This window comes from Bacteroides sp. 3_1_23, from assembly GCF_000162555.1.
GTDB classification, from domain to species: domain Bacteria; phylum Bacteroidota; class Bacteroidia; order Bacteroidales; family Bacteroidaceae; genus Bacteroides; species Bacteroides ovatus.
Genome location: NZ_GG774949.1, coordinates 2,281,397 through 2,298,964 on the forward strand (window position 1 = coordinate 2,281,397; position 17,568 = coordinate 2,298,964).

Here is a 17,568-nt window from a genome sequence, read left to right on the forward strand (position 1 = left end):
GTTTCTCTATATTATCTTTATACATTATTTATTGCTTTCATTAGGCATTAAATCCACACCTGGAGCATCCAACTCATGTTGCGGGATAGGCCATACAAAACGCGGATCGTCTTTCTCCAACTTCAGCGTATTGCCCGGAGAGACAGTCGAGGTTTGTTCTTTACGTTCAAATCCCTCATGCCAACGTTTCAAGTCATTAAGGCGGAAACCTTCCATAAAGAGTTCTTTCATACGTTCTTCACTGACAGTCTTAAACCAGTTCTCTTCTGTTAGTGTGGTAGAACCACCGTAGGAAGAATAACGAGCCATACGTAAAGTAGAAATATCAATTCCGGCTTTTCCATAATAAGCTGTTCCCATCCGGCAATAAGCCTCTGCACGAATTAAATATTGCTCTGCCAACCGAAACGGCTTCGGCATGGAAACACATAATACTCTTTGGCTTATAAAATCCTGATTACCCATATATTTGATCAAAAGCGGCCAGGTTAACGCATGGGAGAAGCCGGTTGTTACCGAACCAAAATAGGCATTGTAGCGTAAATCAGCATTAGCATAGGCATCCAATACCCATTTAGCCGGTACATAATCCGGTTTATAAGATGTATAATCATAATTGAGGAATACGGTACCCAATGCGCCTCCATAGGAATTTACCTCAAACATTACTTTCCAGATGATTTCAGTAGAATTATCATACTGCCACATATACGCAAAATCATTGTAAGTAACCGAATAACTGTTCTTTGTAGCATCAGCTAATGCATACTTCTTACTATCTATCACTTTAGTGGCATACTCAACGGCCTTCTCCCACTTCTGCATATACAGGTACATACGAGCATACAAAGCATTGACTGTACCAACCGTGAAATATGCAGAATTATAGATAACCGCAGTATCATCATCATCCGCAGCCAGATATTCGGCAGCTTTAGCCAAATCATCCAAAACAAACTGATAGGAATCTTTTAAAGAAGCACGTTTTACAGGTCCCGGATTAACGTAACTGGACTGTAATACAACTCCCAGTTCATTGGCAGCCTCTTCATCACTGTCATAAGCTTTACAGAAACACTTCAGCAGTTCCGAATAAGCCAGCGCACGGGCAAAATAAATATGTCCCTTGTAGTTATCCAACTTATCCAGTTGTTCGTCATCGGAAGTAGCCGCTTCTACGGCAGCCATGTTATCAAGAACGAAATTACAACGTCCGATAACGGCATACAAACCACCATACACATATTCCACCTGTTTATTGATAGCTAATATCTCATTACGCCATACATCACCATAGACATTTGTATATCCTTTAACAGCGTACACCTGATCTGCCTGAATATCAGGCAACAAGGTCAAGTAACCGCTATATAGGCTGCTGTTTTTAAACTGCGCATAAATACCGATCAAAGCTTGACGCACATCGCTCACTGTTTTAATAGCATCATCTTGCGGAATAGCATCTTGCGGATATTTGTCAAGACAGGAAGATGCCGAAAGCAATACCGCAACCAAAGCTATATATAATTTTATTTTTCTTATCATCACTGATTTATTTTAGAATGAAACTTCCAGTCCGAATGTGAACTGACGTGACATCGGATATTGGGCCTTATACACATTGGACGTAGACTCCGGATCCATACCCGTGAAATTTGTAAATGTCAACAAATTCTGTCCCTGCGCATAAATACGGGCACTATTCAAAAAGCTAGTCCGCTTCAACCATTTCTGTGGGAACGTATAGCTGAGCATCAAATTCTTTAGACGCAGGAAAGATGCATCTTCAAGGAATCGTGAATCCAGTTGGGGAGTTACTCCATAACGGGGAATATCAGTCACATCTCCCGGTTTTTTCCATCGGTCGTAAAGCATACGTTTTGACTGGTTATAGGCACTGAACAGTCCGTTACTCTCCTGAAAGACTCTGTCGTTGTTAAGCATCCAGCGATCAGCCACCCATGTGAACTGTGCGGAAAGTGAAAATCCCTTCCAGGAAAGTGTAGTACCAAAACCACCTTGCCAGGGAGCTTCATGTGTTTTGCCCAGCATCACCTTGTCGCTTTCATTATATTCCGTAGTAATTTCACCGTCTTTGGTATACCATAAAGCATCTCCATTAATCGGATTAACTCCCGCATAACGGTTCAGATAAAATTCTCCTAACGGATGACCTACCGCAACCATTCTACCGGTATCGGAAGCTACATATTCTGTCACCCCATTATAGAGCTCGGTTATTTCATTTTTATTATAGGATACATTGGCATTCACATTCCATTTAAAGTCTTTGATGCGGAGTACATCTGCGCCGACATTAATTTCTACACCACGATTCCGCATGGCTCCCACATTATCCCAACGAGTCCCAAAACCGGTAGATGTATAAGAAATAGGAACCGCCATCAACATATTGGTCGTTTTCTTATTATAAAACTCCACATCCAAATTGATACGATCAATAAAACCTAAATGCAACGCCACATTAGTAGCCCATGTAGACTCCCAACTCAATTCTTCATTTCCTAACTGGGAAATTGCAATACCTGATTCGTTATCATACTTATATCCACCGGAAACTAAAGCCAGATGCTCATAGTTATTAATAGAAGAATTACCGGATGTACCTGTATTAACCGCAATTTGCGCATTAGTAAGCCAATCATATTTTTGCATGAACTTCTCCTTACGAAGGTTCCACATAAAACCGACTGACCAGAAAGCTCCCCAATGGTTATCGGTACCAAAACGTGAAGATCCATCCCCACGAATCGAGAAATCAGCATAGTAACGGTCATCATAATTGTATTCGCCCCGGGCAAAGAAAGAGAGAAAAGAATATTCTGTGACAGGATCTGACCATGATGAAGCAGTTGAGCCTGAAGCTAAGTTTGTCAAAATATCATTTGTCTGTCCCCGAGTAGTTAACTGGAAACCTTCATAATGATAGTTTTCACCTTCCTGACCAACCATAAAATTGAATGAATGAACATCATTCAACATAAAACGGTAGTTTGCCGTATTTGTAATCATCAGGTTAAGCATATCAAACGAGCTACGCTGCGCACCTCCATAATTATTATTTGGCTTGTAACTGGGGAAACTTTGATAAAAAGAGGTAGTATGACCATAATCAGCACTTAGCTGTGAACGGATTGTCAGATTCTTTACCGGAGTAACCTCGGCATAAAAAGTGGATAAAAGTTTGTATTTCTTATTCGACAACGGATTATTTGCCATCCATGCCAACGGATTTTCTGTCGTTCCCTTCCAACTCCCGTCATCCTGAAGTGCCAGACTTCCATCTTCCTTATAAGGGTTCCAGTAAGGCAACATAAAAAAAGACGCGGAAATAGGAGCCCATAACGCATACTCTCCATCATCACTCTGTTCAACTTCCTGATAGGCAAACATTGAATTTGTTCCTATCTTCAACCATTTATTAGCTTTTGCCTCTACATTGGCGCGAAAACCGACACGTTCGAATGTAGACCCTACTGCAATGCCATCTTGATCGTAATAACTTCCTGAAACATAATAATTCAATTTCTCCGTGCCTCCGTTTACAGATAACTCGTAATTCTGCAAAGGGGCAGTATCATTGTACACTTTATCCAGCCAGTTGATATTTGTCTTACTCAACTTTTCATAATCTTGTCCTTTATCCAGTCCAACTTCTTTCTCAAATTGAATGCGTTCATCCGTATTCATCTGATCCCAATCTTTTGAGGCTAGTTGAGAAAATCCGAGCTGTGTACGGAAAGTAACCTTAGCCGCTTCCCCCATACGCCCGCGCTTGGATGTAATAACGACCACACCATTGGAAGCACGTGCCCCATAAATAGAAGTAGAAGAAGCATCTTTTAATACTGAAATACTTTCAATATCATTAGGACTAATTGTATTGAAATCCGAACTTGAAATAGCTACTCCATCCAATATAAAAAGAGGATCTTTTCCCGAATTAATTGAATTTGTTCCGCGAATACGAAAAGTGGCTGCCTTACTGGGTTCACCAGAATCAGAAAGCACCATTAATCCTGGCGCCTGTCCTTGCAGTGCCTGGTCGAAACTCGGAGCAGGAACATCTTCCATCTTTTCAGCTTTTACCGTAGATACAGAACCTGCGATTGTTCCTTTCTTACGTACACCATACGCGACAACTACCACTTCTTCCACCATCTGTGCATCGTTTTCCATTGTCAAATTTATACGAGTAGAAGCAGTCACCTGCTTATCTATCGTTTTCATACCGACATAAGAGAACTGCAAAGTAGCAGGAGACTTCGTCACTGTGATACTGTAATTACCATTGATATCGGTAATTACTCCGTTTGTTGTACCCTTCTCCAGAACAGACACACCAATCATCGGCTGATTATCTTCCGCCGAGATAATATGTCCGGTTACCTGATATCCACCCTGCGCAAAAAGCAACAGGGGGATACTTGTCAGAGTAAAGAGTACAAACAAGAGAATTGATTTTCTCATCTTTGATACTTGAATTAAAATTAATGAAATTGATTTATTTTTATAGATTTATCTACAATGAGGAATACGCTTATCTTTGCGTAGGAAATAACAATACACCCCTTCCCCCAAAATCGGTTTTAAGCATATTCTGCACCGACCCGGGATAGGCTATTATTATCTATAAATATAGAATAGGAATAGACTAACTTGGCAAATTCTTAATATTGCGCCAAATATCCAAATAGACTTTTCGTGTTGTTGCTGTGTGAATTAAAGGTTTGACCATCTGCTCTCTTAAGTTATAAATTAAACACTAATATCACTTGTTCTGTTTAGGTGTACTTCAATATCGTTTTATTTTGCCTACAAAGATATATATTATATTTAAATAAATGAAACTATATGTCGCATATTTTATACCATATTTCCACTAATGTCTTTTTGCTACATATTTAAGTACATATAGTCCATTAAAGAAGTAAATCCATAGTATATTTCAAGGATAATTAAATATTAACGTTCATTTTAATAGCTGTTTTAATTGTTTAAACAACAATATCGTAACTCATACCAAATAGCTTATTGAGAGGATTCAACACAGAAAAGATAATTATTCAAAACTATTTCCTATTTTTGCACCCATTATATATAAATAAGGTATAAGATGAACTACGGATTTGTAAAAGTAGCCGCAGCTGTGCCACACGTAAAAGTGGCCGACTGCAAATTCAATGTAGAGAAGATAGAAAGTCTGATTGCAGTGGCTGAAGGAAAAGGAGTGCAGATCATTATTTTCCCGGAAATGAGTATCACAGGATATACGTGTGGCGACCTGTTCGGACAACAACTTTTGCTGGAAGAAGCAGAAATGGGGCTGATTCAAATTCTGAATAACACTCGCCAATTAGACATCATTTCTATTGTTGGTATGCCTGTCGGTGTCAATTCGACAGTAATCAATGCAGCCGTAGTGATTCAGAAAGGGAAAGTGTTGGGAGTTGCCGCCAAGACCTATCTGCCGAATTATAAAGAATTCTACGAACAGCGCTGGTTTACTTCGGCGCTTCAGTTGACAACAAATAGTGTACGTCTCTGTGGACAAATCGTTCCGATAGGTTCTAATCTGCTTTTTGAGACTTCAGATACGACTTTTGGCATCGAGATATGCGAGGACCTTTGGTCTACTATACCTCCGAGTTCTTCATTAGCACTGCAAGGTGCAGAAATTCTTTTCAATATGTCTGCTGATAATGAAGGTATTGGAAAGAATAATTATCTTTGTTCTCTCATCAGCCAACAATCTGCACGTTGTATTGCCGGATATGTATTCTCGTCTTGTGGCTTTGGAGAATCTACTACCGATGTAGTTTTTGCCGGTAACGGGTTCATTTATGAAAACGGTTCACTGCTTGCACACAGCGAACGTTTCAGCATGAAAGAACAGCTGATTATCAGCGAAATTGATGTGGAACGTATCCGGGCAGAACGCAGGATAAATACAACCTTTGCAGCTAATCAAGCAAACTTAGGGGATAAAAAGGCGGTTTCTATTGCGACTGAATTTGTCAACAGCAAAGAGCTAACCTTAACCCGGAAGTTTAATTCTCATCCTTTTGTACCGCAAGGAATAGAGCTAAATGAACATTGTGAAGAAGTGTTCTCCATACAGGTAGCGGGATTGGCACAAAGGCTTGTCCATACAGGAGCTAAAACTGCTGTAATCGGTATCTCTGGCGGGTTGGATTCAACATTGGCATTACTTGTATGTGTGAAGACTTTTGATAAGTTGGGATTGTCCAGAAAGGATATTCTCGGCATTACGATGCCAGGATTCGGAACGACCGACCGTACTTATCATAATGCCATCGATCTAATGAAATCGCTGGGTATCTCTATTCGTGAAATCAGTATCAAAGATGCTTGCATTCAACATTTTAAGGATATAGACCATAATATTAATGTACACGATGTCACATACGAAAATTCTCAAGCACGCGAACGTACACAAATATTGATGGATGTGGCGAACCAGACTTGGGGAATGGTTATTGGTACAGGAGATTTATCAGAACTTGCACTAGGATGGGCAACATATAATGGCGATCATATGTCCATGTATGGAGTGAATGCGAGTGTCCCTAAAACTCTCGTAAAATACTTGGTACAATGGGTGGCAGTAAATGGCATGGATGAAAATTCGAAAGCGACTTTACTCGATATTGTAGATACTCCCATCAGTCCGGAACTGATTCCGGCAGATGAAAACGGAGAAATTAAACAGAAAACAGAAGATTTGGTGGGTCCTTATGAACTACATGACTTCTTCCTATATTATTTCTTACGTTTCGGTTTCCGGCCTTCCAAGATATTCTATCTGGCAAATATTGCATTCAAAGATATGTATGATGAAAAAACCATCAAGAAATGGCTTTCTACCTTCTTCCGTCGTTTCTTTAATCAACAGTTCAAGCGTTCTTGCTTGCCGGACGGTCCTAAAGTAGGAAGTATTTCTATCAGCCCGAGAGGAGATTGGAGAATGCCGAGCGATGCCAGTTCAGCCATGTGGCTTAAAGAAATAGAGGCTTTGTAAGGACGTCCTATCAATAGGCTTGTGCCACCGCATTGGCACAACTGTGCCAGCATGATGGCATGGTTGTGCCAATACGGTGGCACAGCTGTGACAGAGCGATGGTAAAGATATGGCATATTATAACTCTCCACCTTCCATTACTTCTTTTCTTATTTGCTCCACATTTGCTTCCTTGATTCTTCTAATAATATTCTTATAAATTCGATGAAAGCCATAGCCTCCTTCAGTCATTTCATGGATTGCATCTTCTTTTGAAACATTCTGAAAAATGATACGATAAAACGCACAAACAACCCCTGTACGGTCAGAGCCGTGGTGACAATGGAAAACAATAGGCGCTTTACGATTTTTAATAATGCGTAATGCCTGTATCAATTGCTTTTCACTAATCGAATGTGCTTTAGTTTTTACCCGGTGAAGTTTTATACTTGTTCCTTTTGCTTCGTCATCATCACTATGTCTGTTTCGTAGATTAAGTACTTCTCCAATACCATACTTTTCTAAAGCTTTAAAGCCCTCTTTTGAAGGTTGCTCCGAACGATATACGCCCGAATCTATTTGATACAAATTTGTCAAATCACTATCAAACAGAATAATCTTATCCGCTTTCAGATTTTGACCGAAAAGAGAGACGGATAAGACTATCGCCAATAAGCATAGTGGGATTTGCTTTTGCATAAGCAATATGGATATGATTCTAAAAAACATTAAAGCACACCCTTACTAGATGGAAGTTCAAAATGATAGATATCTCTTTTAATTGCCATTTTCAAAGCACGGGCAAGGGCTTTAAAAATTCCTTCTATCTTATGATGTTCATTCTGTCCTTCCGCTTTGATGTTCAAATTCATCTTTGCCGCGTCACTTAGTGACTTAAAGAAATGAAGGAACATTTCCGTCGGCATCTCTCCTATCTTCTCACGCTTGAATTCAGCATCCCAAACTAACCAGGGACGACCACCGAAGTCCAGACAAACCTGACAAAGACAATCATCCATCGGTAAGGCATAGCCATAACGTTCAATCCCTCGTTTGCTACCTAAAGCCTGATAGATACATTCGCCCAGTGCGATAGCAGTGTCTTCGATCGTATGATGTTCATCTACTTCCAAATCTCCTTTAACACGGATGGTTAAGTCCATGCCAGAATGTTTTCCAATCTGCTCAAGCATGTGATCGAAAAAGCCAAGACCGGTAAAAATGTCACAAGTTCCATTTCCATCAAGATTCAAAGCAACATAAATATCTGTTTCTTTTGTAGTACGACGTACTTCCGCTTTCCGTTCTCCGGCAAAAAGGAATTCGGCTATCCGATCCCAATCAGTAGTTGCAAGAACACAGACTTCTTCTAATCCTTTTTCTTTCAGAGCTTCGGTCGAGTCTTGCAAATAAATTGCCCGGCAACCGATATTTTTGGCAAGTTCCACATCTGTGGGACGATCGCCTATTACAAAACTTCCGGCAAGATCGTATTCCGGATTATCCAGATACTTCGTCAACATTCCGGTACGCGGTTTGCGGGTGGGCGCATTATCTTCAGGAAAACTACGGTCTATCAGAATCTCATCAAAAGTAATCCCCTCCCCTTCCAATGTTTTAAGCATCAAGTTATGGGCAGGCCAGAATGTTTCTTCCGGAAAAGAAGGTGTACCCAATCCATCCTGGTTAGTGACCATCACAAATTCAAAATCGAGCTTACTGCGGATAAAGCCCAAATTACGGAATACTTTCGGATAGAATTCCAGTTTTTCCAATGAGTCGAGTTGGTAATCTACAGGAGGTTCGATCACCAACGTGCCATCTCTATCGATAAATAATACTTTCTTCTTCATAAATTATCCTTGATAGTTTTTAAGAGCTGCCAATAGGGTATTATTTTCGACACGAGTACCGACAGTCACACGCAAACAGTTGCAGCAAAGTGAAATGTTATGGCGATTACGCACTATTATTCCTTCCCCTACCAAATAATTATAGATTTTCACGGCATCCGTCACTTTTGCCAAAAAGAAATTCGCATCGGACGGGAACAGTTTAATGGTACATGGAAGTTTTTCAAATTCCGCTTCCAGATAATCACGCTCTTCCTTCAACGTTTTCACCCAACGTTCTATCTCATAGTGCTTATGCAACATAGAAATAGCTTGTTGTTGAGTCAACTGATTGACATTATAGGGATATTTGATTTTACTAAGAATGTCTATAATTTCTTTGGAAGCAAAAGCCATTCCCAAGCGAATTGCAGCACATCCCCAAGCCTTGGAGAATGTTTGGAATACGACAAGGTTGGGATATTTATCCAGCTCTTCGAGGAAAGACGGAGCCTGGGAAAAATCATTGTAAGCCTCATCCAACATCACCAATCCTTCGAACTGACAAAGTACCTTTACAATTTCAGAACGAAGCAAATCATTACCTGTCGGGTTATTAGGCGAGCAAAGGAAAATCAATTTGGTGTGTTCGTCGGTAGCCGCCAGCAGTTTATTGGCAGAGAACTGGAAGTCATCATCCAGTAATACTTTCCGATATTCCACATTGTTCACATCGGCACAAACCTGATACATACCATAAGTAGGGTCGATGGCTACGACATTATCTTTTCCCGGTTCGCAGAATGCACGAAAAACCAAGTCGATGGCTTCATCGCTACCGTTTCCAAGAAAAATATGCTCGGGGGATACTTTTTTGATTTTCGACAACAACGTCTTCAGTTCGCACTGCATAGGATCCGGATAGCGGTTATGAGGTGTATTGTAGGGGTTTTCGTTTGCATCCAGGAAAACAGAGGCTGTAACTCCTTTATATTCATCTCGTGCCGAAGAGTAGGGTTTTAATTTCCAGATATTCGGTCGGGTTAGTTCTTGTAACGTTTTCACTTCTTTAAGTTTTAAATTATAAATTTTGAATTGCTTTGAGACGAACTGTGACGGCATTTTTATGTGCATCCAGCTGTTCATTAGCCGCCATCTCTTCAATAGCAGGACCGATAGCTTTTATTCCTTCCGGGAGAATTTCCTGAAATGTAATCTTACGGATAAAACTATCCAGACTTACACCACTATAGGCTTTGGCATAACCGTTGGTCGGCAAGGTGTGATTCGTTCCGGAAGCATAGTCGCCGGCACTCTCGGGAGTTAATGAACCTAAGAAGACAGAACCTGCATTTATCACACGTTCGGCCACTTCCATATAGTTCTCCGTTTCTATGATTAGATGTTCCGGAGCATACGCGTTAGTCAGTTCCAATGCTTCATCCAGATCCTTCACTAAAATCAATTTACTATTCTCCAGTGATTTCGCCGCAATTTCACGACGGGGAAGTTCTGCTAATTGACGCTCCACTTCTTCCATCACCTCTGTTTGAAGTTTCTCGGAAGTGGTAATCAATATAGCCTGGCTATCTATTCCGTGCTCTGCCTGTGACAAAAGATCTGCTGCTACAAAAACCGGATTGGCAGATGCATCAGCCAAGACTTCCACTTCTGAAGGACCGGCAGGCATATCAATAGCTACATCACGCAGGCTTACTAACTGTTTGGCAGCTGTCACATATTGATTGCCGGGGCCAAATATCTTATATACTTTGGGTACACTCTCCGTTCCATAGGCCATAGCGGCAATAGCTTGCACACCACCAGCCTTGAATATTTTGCTGACACCTGCCAGTTGCGCAGCAAAAAGGATAGCCGGATGAATATTTCCATTTTTATCGGGAGGCGTACAAAGTACGATTTCCTTGCATCCTGCGATTTTAGCCGGAACAGCCAACATTAATACAGTCGAGAAAAGCGGTGCTGTTCCACCCGGAATATATAAGCCGACCTTTTCGATTCCCACTGATTTTTGCCAGCAAGTTACCCCATTCATTGTCTCTACCTTCTTCCCGACAAAACGCTGGGAAGAGTGGAATGTTTCAATGTTTTGTTTAGCTAAAGAAATGGCAGCTTTCAGTTCATCGTTTACTAATGTCCCGGCGGCTTGAACCTCTTCAGGAGTCACAGCAAGTGCGGACAAGGTTACTTTATCAAAAGCAGCCTCATATTCCAATACTGCTTTATCGCCTTCTGTCCTTACCTTATTTATAATAGAACGAACAGTATCGAACAAACTTTCCGTATTTAGTGCCGGACGTTTCAAAAGTTCTGTCCATTGCTCTTTTGAGGGATATTTAATCAATTTCATGGTTCATATTTTATCAGGAACGAATTTTCGTTCCTATCTATTTATACAATCATCTTTTCAATCGGCAGTACCAAAATACCTTCTGCTCCCAGTCCTTTCAATTTTCCGATAATTTCCCAAAAACGTTTTTCATCAAGTACTGTATGAACAGAACACCAGCCTTCCTGTGCCAATGGCATCACTGTAGGACTCTTCATACCGGGCAATACAGCTATGATTTCTTCCAGTTTGTCTTTTGGAGCATTCATCAATACATATTTTTTATCTTCAGCCGTTTTTACTGCGTTCATACGGAACAGCAATTCTTCGAGCACTTCTTTTTTCTCTTCGCTCATGTTCTTGTTGCCAATCAACAATGCTTCCGACTTCATTACAACTTCCACTTCTTTCAAGCGGTTGCTGACCAAAGTAGAACCGGAACTTACAATATCAAAAATGGCATCAGCCAATCCAATACCCGGAGACACCTCTACCGAACCGGTTATCACATGTATTTCGGCATTTACGCTATTTTTTTTCAGGAAGTTACGAAGAATAACCGGATAAGAGGTAGCAATCTTCTTGCCTTCAAACCATGACAAACCGGGATATTCAATATCCTTCGGCATAGCCAGTGACAGACGACATTTGCTGAATCCCAGACGTTTGACAATTTCCGCATCTTCCTCCTTTTCCATAAACTCGTTCTCACCAACAATTCCCAAATCAGCCACCCCGGTAGCTACCGTTTGCGGAATATCATCATCACGAAGAAATAGAACTTCGATAGGAAAGTTAGAAGACTGTACCAACAAGGTACGTTTAGTAGTGCTTAACTTGATATCTGACTCTTCTAAAAGTGCCATTGTCTCTTCGAAGAGACGTCCTTTGGCTTGTACTGCGATTCTTAACATGACTTTATTTAATTACTAATTATTAATTACAAATACAATCTGCGTTGAAAAACAAAAAAGGCTTACCGCATTCGGTAAGCCTTCGTTATCGTTTATATAGTTATACACAATATCATCCACGCCCACCGATTATTCGTTAGGAAAATGATGATGATGATGTGTAGCTGTATATTTCATATTTCTTTTATTAACTGCGACAAAAGTAAAGTATTTGTTTGATACTACCAAACATTTATCACAAAAACTTAAGTTTTTATTTCAAATTAATGGTAATATCTCTTCCGATTCTACATCACATTTCGAAAAATGCATTTCATCTTTCGACTTTTCTTTCGAGAAAGTAAAGTAAGTACAAACTGATTCTGTACAGACTTCTCCATCCTTATTATATAACTTTGCTTCAACAATAACGATGTTCCGCTTTACCTCTTTAATAGACGCGCGTAATACGATATGAGAATCTTTGGTATCAATCGATTTTCGGTAACGAGTTTCCATCTTCGACGTCACCCCCGTGGTTTGTAGTTTACGAAGTATAACCCAGGCACAGATTTCATCCATCAAGACAGCTTGAATACCGCCATGCAAGGTATCAATCCAGCCTTGATATTCGGGACGTGGTTTCCAAATGCTTACCACTTCGTCACCATCTTCGTAAAATTCCATTTTTAATCCGGCTTCATTATTGGAAGCACAACCAAAGCAGTTGTACCCTTCCAAACCTTTCCAGGGGTTTATTATCTTCTTCATAGTTCTCTCTTTTAGTTAGTTTTACTTCCCAAATATAAGCAATTTATGGAAAAGAGAAGCCTTTTTCGTCGATTTACTTTCTGATGCAACGAATGGCAAAGGCTTTTGTATCAACACCTGCATTAGATTCTTCAATGATATCCGTATCACTTTTCAGATAGAAAACCTTGATATCGATAGCGGCATTTGCATTATCCAGTGTCCAATATGCCAGATGTTTTTTCTCGTAATCAGTTTGAAAAGCCCCCACATACATTCCTACAGGTATTCCATTAAAACCGGATAAATTAGTTGCAGGCTGTACCTGTTCTCCCGCTTTCAAAGGTAACCAAGTACCTGATTTCAGCAAAGAAGCCTCTCCATTCAGATAGTCTTTTAAAATGTTCCAGTCTTTCCAATCCGGTATACTCCAATGAATAGGTAGAATTTTATTAGAAAGTACTACATTAGCTGTATAAAAATAGTGTTCCGCAGTAGATTGCAGATATCCGACAACATTCGCTGTCACTGCATCCAGTCTGGGAAGTGCTTCACCGCCAACATACGAAGATGCCTCCAGATTATCCCGCATCCAATATTGTGTTCCAATCTTCACTAACGGATAATTATGAATGATTCCTCCACGTACATCACGAACGATATCTTCCAAAACCAAAACAGATAGTACGTCATCTGCTGTCGTAACAGATAAAGAAACGGTTCCGTTTGCCATCACATATACATTATTACGAATCGGCAAAGTTCCGTCAACATAGGCCAATGAGTAATCTTCCATATTCCATGATACGCTTCCTCCATTCACTTTTCCGGATTTCCCTAGCAACTGTGCTACAACACCTTGAGATAAGTCCACACTACCATCTTTTTTCATCGGATAGGCAACGATTGCCTGCGAAGAAAATTCCGGAGTAACAAGATACTCCTTACATATTTCGGCTACTTGCTTTCCCGAATGTAACACTTTATACACATTCGACTTTTCAAAAGTTAACTTCGAAACATCTATGTATTTATGAAGCGTGACTGATTCTGTATGATCTATTTCGGTTCCGTCCCAATCTCCGATTTCCCCATTCACTTTGCTCATTAATACATCTTCGGCTGATACAAACTTTATTTCCAATTCGCGCTGCTTTCCACTTTTTAATTGTAAAGTAGATAGTAATGGGCTTGTATATAGCTTTCCTGCAGCTTCCAACGTTATGTATTGGTATCCCGAAGTCGCCTCCTGCGGTATCAAAATAAATTCCTTTCCTATCAGTCGTCCGTCTTTTATCTCCCATTCTCCTGCAGGAATAATATCTTTCTCTTCGGAATAACCAGAGAAAGTCTTTTTCTGAAAATCATAACTTGTTTTAGTATAAAAGCCACTCACCGAAAGCGTAGGCTTAACGGATAACATATCTTCCAAATTCTCCCCCTCTCCAGGAATAAGAACAATTTTCAGACGAAAAAACTGATGATTATAGGTCAGAGCGACCGCCTCCTTACTGGCTAAGACCTCTTCTTTAGAAGCAATTAGGAAATCAGAATGTGAATAATCGTCAGGAATATTTTGAGTCGTTGAAACCGCCACCTGCATGGTACTCTCCCCTATCCCCACGCCACTCTTTTGATAAGGATAATAACTGATTAAATTCAATGTAACTCCATCATCCGGATAGTATACCGACTCGTTAGATTCAAACTCACCATTGGATGAACGTATGAAATGAAGATTATCCACATAACGTTCTTCTTGCATTGTAGTGGTTCCGGCAAGAGCAAACAGACCGACTTCATCCCCTTCAGCAAAGTTATTATTTGCCATACGGGTACCAACTGATTCACGAATATCGGCAATAAATTTCAATGGAATATCTCCATTATTAACACTATCCTCCTCTTCTTCCGAAATATGGTTCACACAAGCACTAAGCAAGATAGTACAAAAAACAAGTAAACCCACGCCCCTTTGTAGGTTATAAAATAGTTTCATCATATTTATTTTTTAATTTCCCAATAGAAACTTTTGATTGAACAGAAAGAATAGCATAAGAGGAAGTATTCGCTTTCGGTTATGGGATACTGAACAACACGTCTGTTGTACTGAGGAATCATCAATTTCAAGATATCATTTTGATGTCTTGAAAGCAAAAGTATATAATTATATTAAGTCGGAGTATAGTTTCTATAGGAAAATTTCACATTTTCATCTATAACGCAAACAATCAACAAGTTACAAACGACTAGTCAGGAACAAAGAATTAAACTCTCACATTATTATATTAAGAGCCTGCTAATTTCAGAAAGAATATCCCACTTCTATTCCGGCAATGTGTCTGCCTTGCGAAGATGCATATTGATAACAATAGAATGCATCCAACGACCAACGTTTGGCCAAAGCTATTTCTACTCCGGGACGATAACGCATACGATCGGCTCTCCAAAAAGAAACGTCATCCAAACTCTGATAGATTTCAACAGAGAAATAGGGAGAAACAATTCCTTTTGTAGGAGCATAAGATAATTTCAAGCGGGAACGCAAACGAGTTTCAGAGTTGCCACGATCAAAAGTCTGCTGAAATCTTTCCCTTACAGCTACTTTCAACCATTGATAACGAAAACTGACAGTAGCAGTTATATGATAGCGATGCCTGAACTTCCAGTCCGAGTCACCCAAATTCCGAAGATGGGTTTCATAGCCAACCCCCAGATTCAAAAATGAATAGGGTCGGTAACTTCCGCCAACAGTCAGCCCCCAACGATCCAATTTACTCACATCATCTTTCATGCGCAATTCCAAATCACCTGAAACTGAAAACCGGGAATCTATCTTATGATTTACCTTGAATTTAGTCCATGTATTGAAATCGTCACTTTGTGCCCATGCAGAAAATGATATTCCAAGCAACAGCGCAAATAATAGCCAAGTCTTAGTATTTAATAATATTCTACTCATTGATTTTCGGGTTAAAGTAGCAAAGATAGTAAATTATTCTACGCAAAGAAAAAGCATGATACTGAAAAGATTCTGAAAAGATTATATTCGTATTCTGTCTAAATTCTCATTTGCATATTGTATCTTTGCGTAAGAAACTCTAAAATCATCGGATATGGACAACTTGATGCGTAAACTTCCTATTGGAATACAAACATTCGAAGGGATACGGAAGGACAATTATCTTTATGTGGATAAAACTGCACTTGTATGGCGTATGGCTAACCTAGGAAAACCATATTTTCTAAGCAGACCGCGTCGCTTTGGTAAAAGCTTATTAATTTCTACATTCGATGCTTATTTTCAAGGAAAAAAAGAGCTATTCGATGGTTTGGCTATTGAACAACTGGAGACGAAATGGGAACAACATCCTGTTCTACATCTTGATCTGAATGCCAAAAAATATGAAACGGCAGCAGATTTAATTGCAATGCTAAACCAATATTTAGAAAAATGGGAAGCTATTTACGGCAATGAGAAAAAAGACCGTAGCCCTGAGGAGCGCTTTAGTTATGTAATCGAACAAGCTTCCTTGAAAACAGGAAAAGGTGTCGTCGTATTGGTGGACGAATACGACAAACCGCTTTTGCAGGCTATTACCCGTCCGAAATTATTCGAAGACTATCGTCAGACATTAAAAGCCTTTTATGGAGTACTAAAAAGCGCCGACGCATATCTCCGTTTTGTTTTCCTGACCGGAGTTACGAAGTTCTCACAAGTCAGCGTATTCAGCGATTTGAATCAGTTGAATGATATTAGTCTCGACTATTCTTACGCCACACTTTGCGGCATCACCCGTGAAGAACTAAAGAGTACTTTCGAACCCGAAATTGAAGTTTTCGGGCACAAAAATCATCAGACTCCAGAAGAGGTAGTCACAGCAATGGAACGCAACTATGACGGCTATCATTTTCATCCGGATGGTGCAGGAGTATTCAATCCGTTCAGTGTGTTGAATGCTTTCAGCAAACTGGAGTTGGGTAGCTATTGGTTCCAGACTGGCACACCGACATTTTTGGTTGAACTACTGCAAAAAAGTGAGTATGATCTCCGTACTTTATTAAATGGCATAGAAGCACCTGCATCTTCTTTTGCAGAATACAGAATGGATGCTAATAATCCCGTACCGCTGATTTATCAAAGTGGATATTTGACTATTAAGGATTACGACAGACGGTTCAATAATTATTTACTTGACTTTCCTAACGATGAGGTACGTTACGGATTCATTAACTTTCTTGTGCCATTCTACACTCCGATGAAGAACAATGATCAGGGATTTTATATTGGAAAATTCATTGATGAATTGGAGAAAGGTGATTACGAATCTTTCCTCACCCGTCTGGAAGCTTTCTTTGCCGATATTCCGTATGAATTGAATGACCAGACTGAACGCCACTATCAGGTTATCTTCTATCTCGTATTCAAATTGATGGGACAATTCACGGAAGCGGAAGTGCGCAGCACCCGTGGACGTGCCGATGCTATGGTTAAAACGCCGAAATATGTCTATGTGTTTGAGTTCAAATTAAATGGAACAGCAGAAGAAGCGATGAAGCAAATTGACGAGAAAGGATATCTGATTCCTTATCAGAAAGACCATCGGGAAATAATAAAAATCGGAGTGGAATTTAGTGCGGAAACTCGCAATATCAATCGTTGGCTGGTAGAGACGAGGTAAATATGATAAAACATTTCGG

12 protein-coding genes are annotated in these 17,568 nt (G+C 40.0%); 2 read left to right on the plus strand and 10 right to left on the minus strand.

The annotated features are described in order from the left end of the window. Positions 1–24 precede the first annotated feature (24 nt). Both HMPREF9010_RS15290 and HMPREF9010_RS15285 read right to left on the minus strand, forming a co-directional pair. Positions 25–1,545, minus strand: coding sequence for a RagB/SusD family nutrient uptake outer membrane protein (locus HMPREF9010_RS15290; protein WP_004305990.1), 1,521 nt, complete (start codon positions 1,543–1,545; stop codon positions 25–27). Between the two features lie 12 nt (positions 1,546–1,557). Continuing rightward, entirely contained in the window at positions 1,558–4,491 is a 2,934-nt protein-coding gene (locus HMPREF9010_RS15285) for a SusC/RagA family TonB-linked outer membrane protein (protein WP_004305989.1), read from the minus strand. Positions 4,492–5,137: 646 nt separating this feature from the next. Here HMPREF9010_RS15285 and HMPREF9010_RS15280 point away from each other — a divergent pair. Continuing rightward, positions 5,138–7,063, plus strand: coding sequence for an NAD(+) synthase (locus HMPREF9010_RS15280; protein WP_008648332.1), 1,926 nt, complete (start codon positions 5,138–5,140; stop codon positions 7,061–7,063). Positions 7,064–7,180: 117 nt separating this feature from the next. On the opposite strand, the gene HMPREF9010_RS15275 is transcribed toward HMPREF9010_RS15280, so the two are convergent. The 8 genes from HMPREF9010_RS15275 to HMPREF9010_RS15240 form a co-directional block, all read right to left on the minus strand. Next, complete coding sequence (locus tag HMPREF9010_RS15275; RefSeq protein WP_032852633.1) at positions 7,181–7,741, minus strand: dual specificity protein phosphatase family protein; 561 nt, start codon at positions 7,739–7,741, stop codon at positions 7,181–7,183. Positions 7,742–7,770: 29 nt separating this feature from the next. After that, the gene (gene hisB / locus HMPREF9010_RS15270) at positions 7,771–8,895 is read right to left on the minus strand and encodes a bifunctional histidinol-phosphatase/imidazoleglycerol-phosphate dehydratase HisB (protein WP_004296905.1); all 1,125 of its coding nucleotides are present in this window, start codon (positions 8,893–8,895) and stop codon (positions 7,771–7,773) included. Positions 8,896–8,898: 3 nt separating this feature from the next. Next, on the minus strand, positions 8,899–9,996 hold the full coding sequence (hisC, locus tag HMPREF9010_RS15265; RefSeq protein ID WP_008648343.1) for a histidinol-phosphate transaminase: 1,098 nt from the start codon (positions 9,994–9,996) through the stop codon (positions 8,899–8,901). After that, positions 9,956–11,245 (minus strand): histidinol dehydrogenase, encoded by a 1,290-nt coding sequence (gene hisD, locus HMPREF9010_RS15260; protein ID WP_008648347.1) that lies wholly within the window; start codon positions 11,243–11,245, stop codon positions 9,956–9,958. Before hisD ends, hisC begins: the two co-directional genes overlap by 41 nt. Positions 11,246–11,286: 41 nt before the next feature. Further along, complete coding sequence (gene hisG / locus HMPREF9010_RS15255) at positions 11,287–12,138, minus strand: ATP phosphoribosyltransferase (protein ID WP_004296908.1); 852 nt, start codon at positions 12,136–12,138, stop codon at positions 11,287–11,289. A 258-nt stretch (positions 12,139–12,396) separates the two neighbouring features. After that, positions 12,397–12,888, minus strand: coding sequence for a PaaI family thioesterase (locus tag HMPREF9010_RS15250; protein WP_004296910.1), 492 nt, complete (start codon positions 12,886–12,888; stop codon positions 12,397–12,399). 73 nt (positions 12,889–12,961) lie between these two features. After that, positions 12,962–14,866 carry a fimbrillin family protein gene (locus HMPREF9010_RS15245; protein WP_032852527.1) on the minus strand — a complete coding sequence of 635 codons (1,905 nt, stop codon included), beginning with the start codon at positions 14,864–14,866 and terminating at the stop codon, positions 12,962–12,964. Between the two features lie 306 nt (positions 14,867–15,172). Further along, a complete protein-coding gene (locus HMPREF9010_RS15240) occupies positions 15,173–15,829 on the minus strand; it encodes a DUF2490 domain-containing protein (protein WP_008648351.1) in 657 nt (218 codons plus the stop codon). Between the two features lie 154 nt (positions 15,830–15,983). Between HMPREF9010_RS15240 and HMPREF9010_RS15235 the strand changes: the two genes are divergently transcribed. Beyond that, positions 15,984–17,549 carry an ATP-binding protein gene (locus HMPREF9010_RS15235; RefSeq protein WP_004325544.1) on the plus strand — a complete coding sequence of 522 codons (1,566 nt, stop codon included), beginning with the start codon at positions 15,984–15,986 and terminating at the stop codon, positions 17,547–17,549. Positions 17,550–17,568 lie beyond the last annotated feature (19 nt).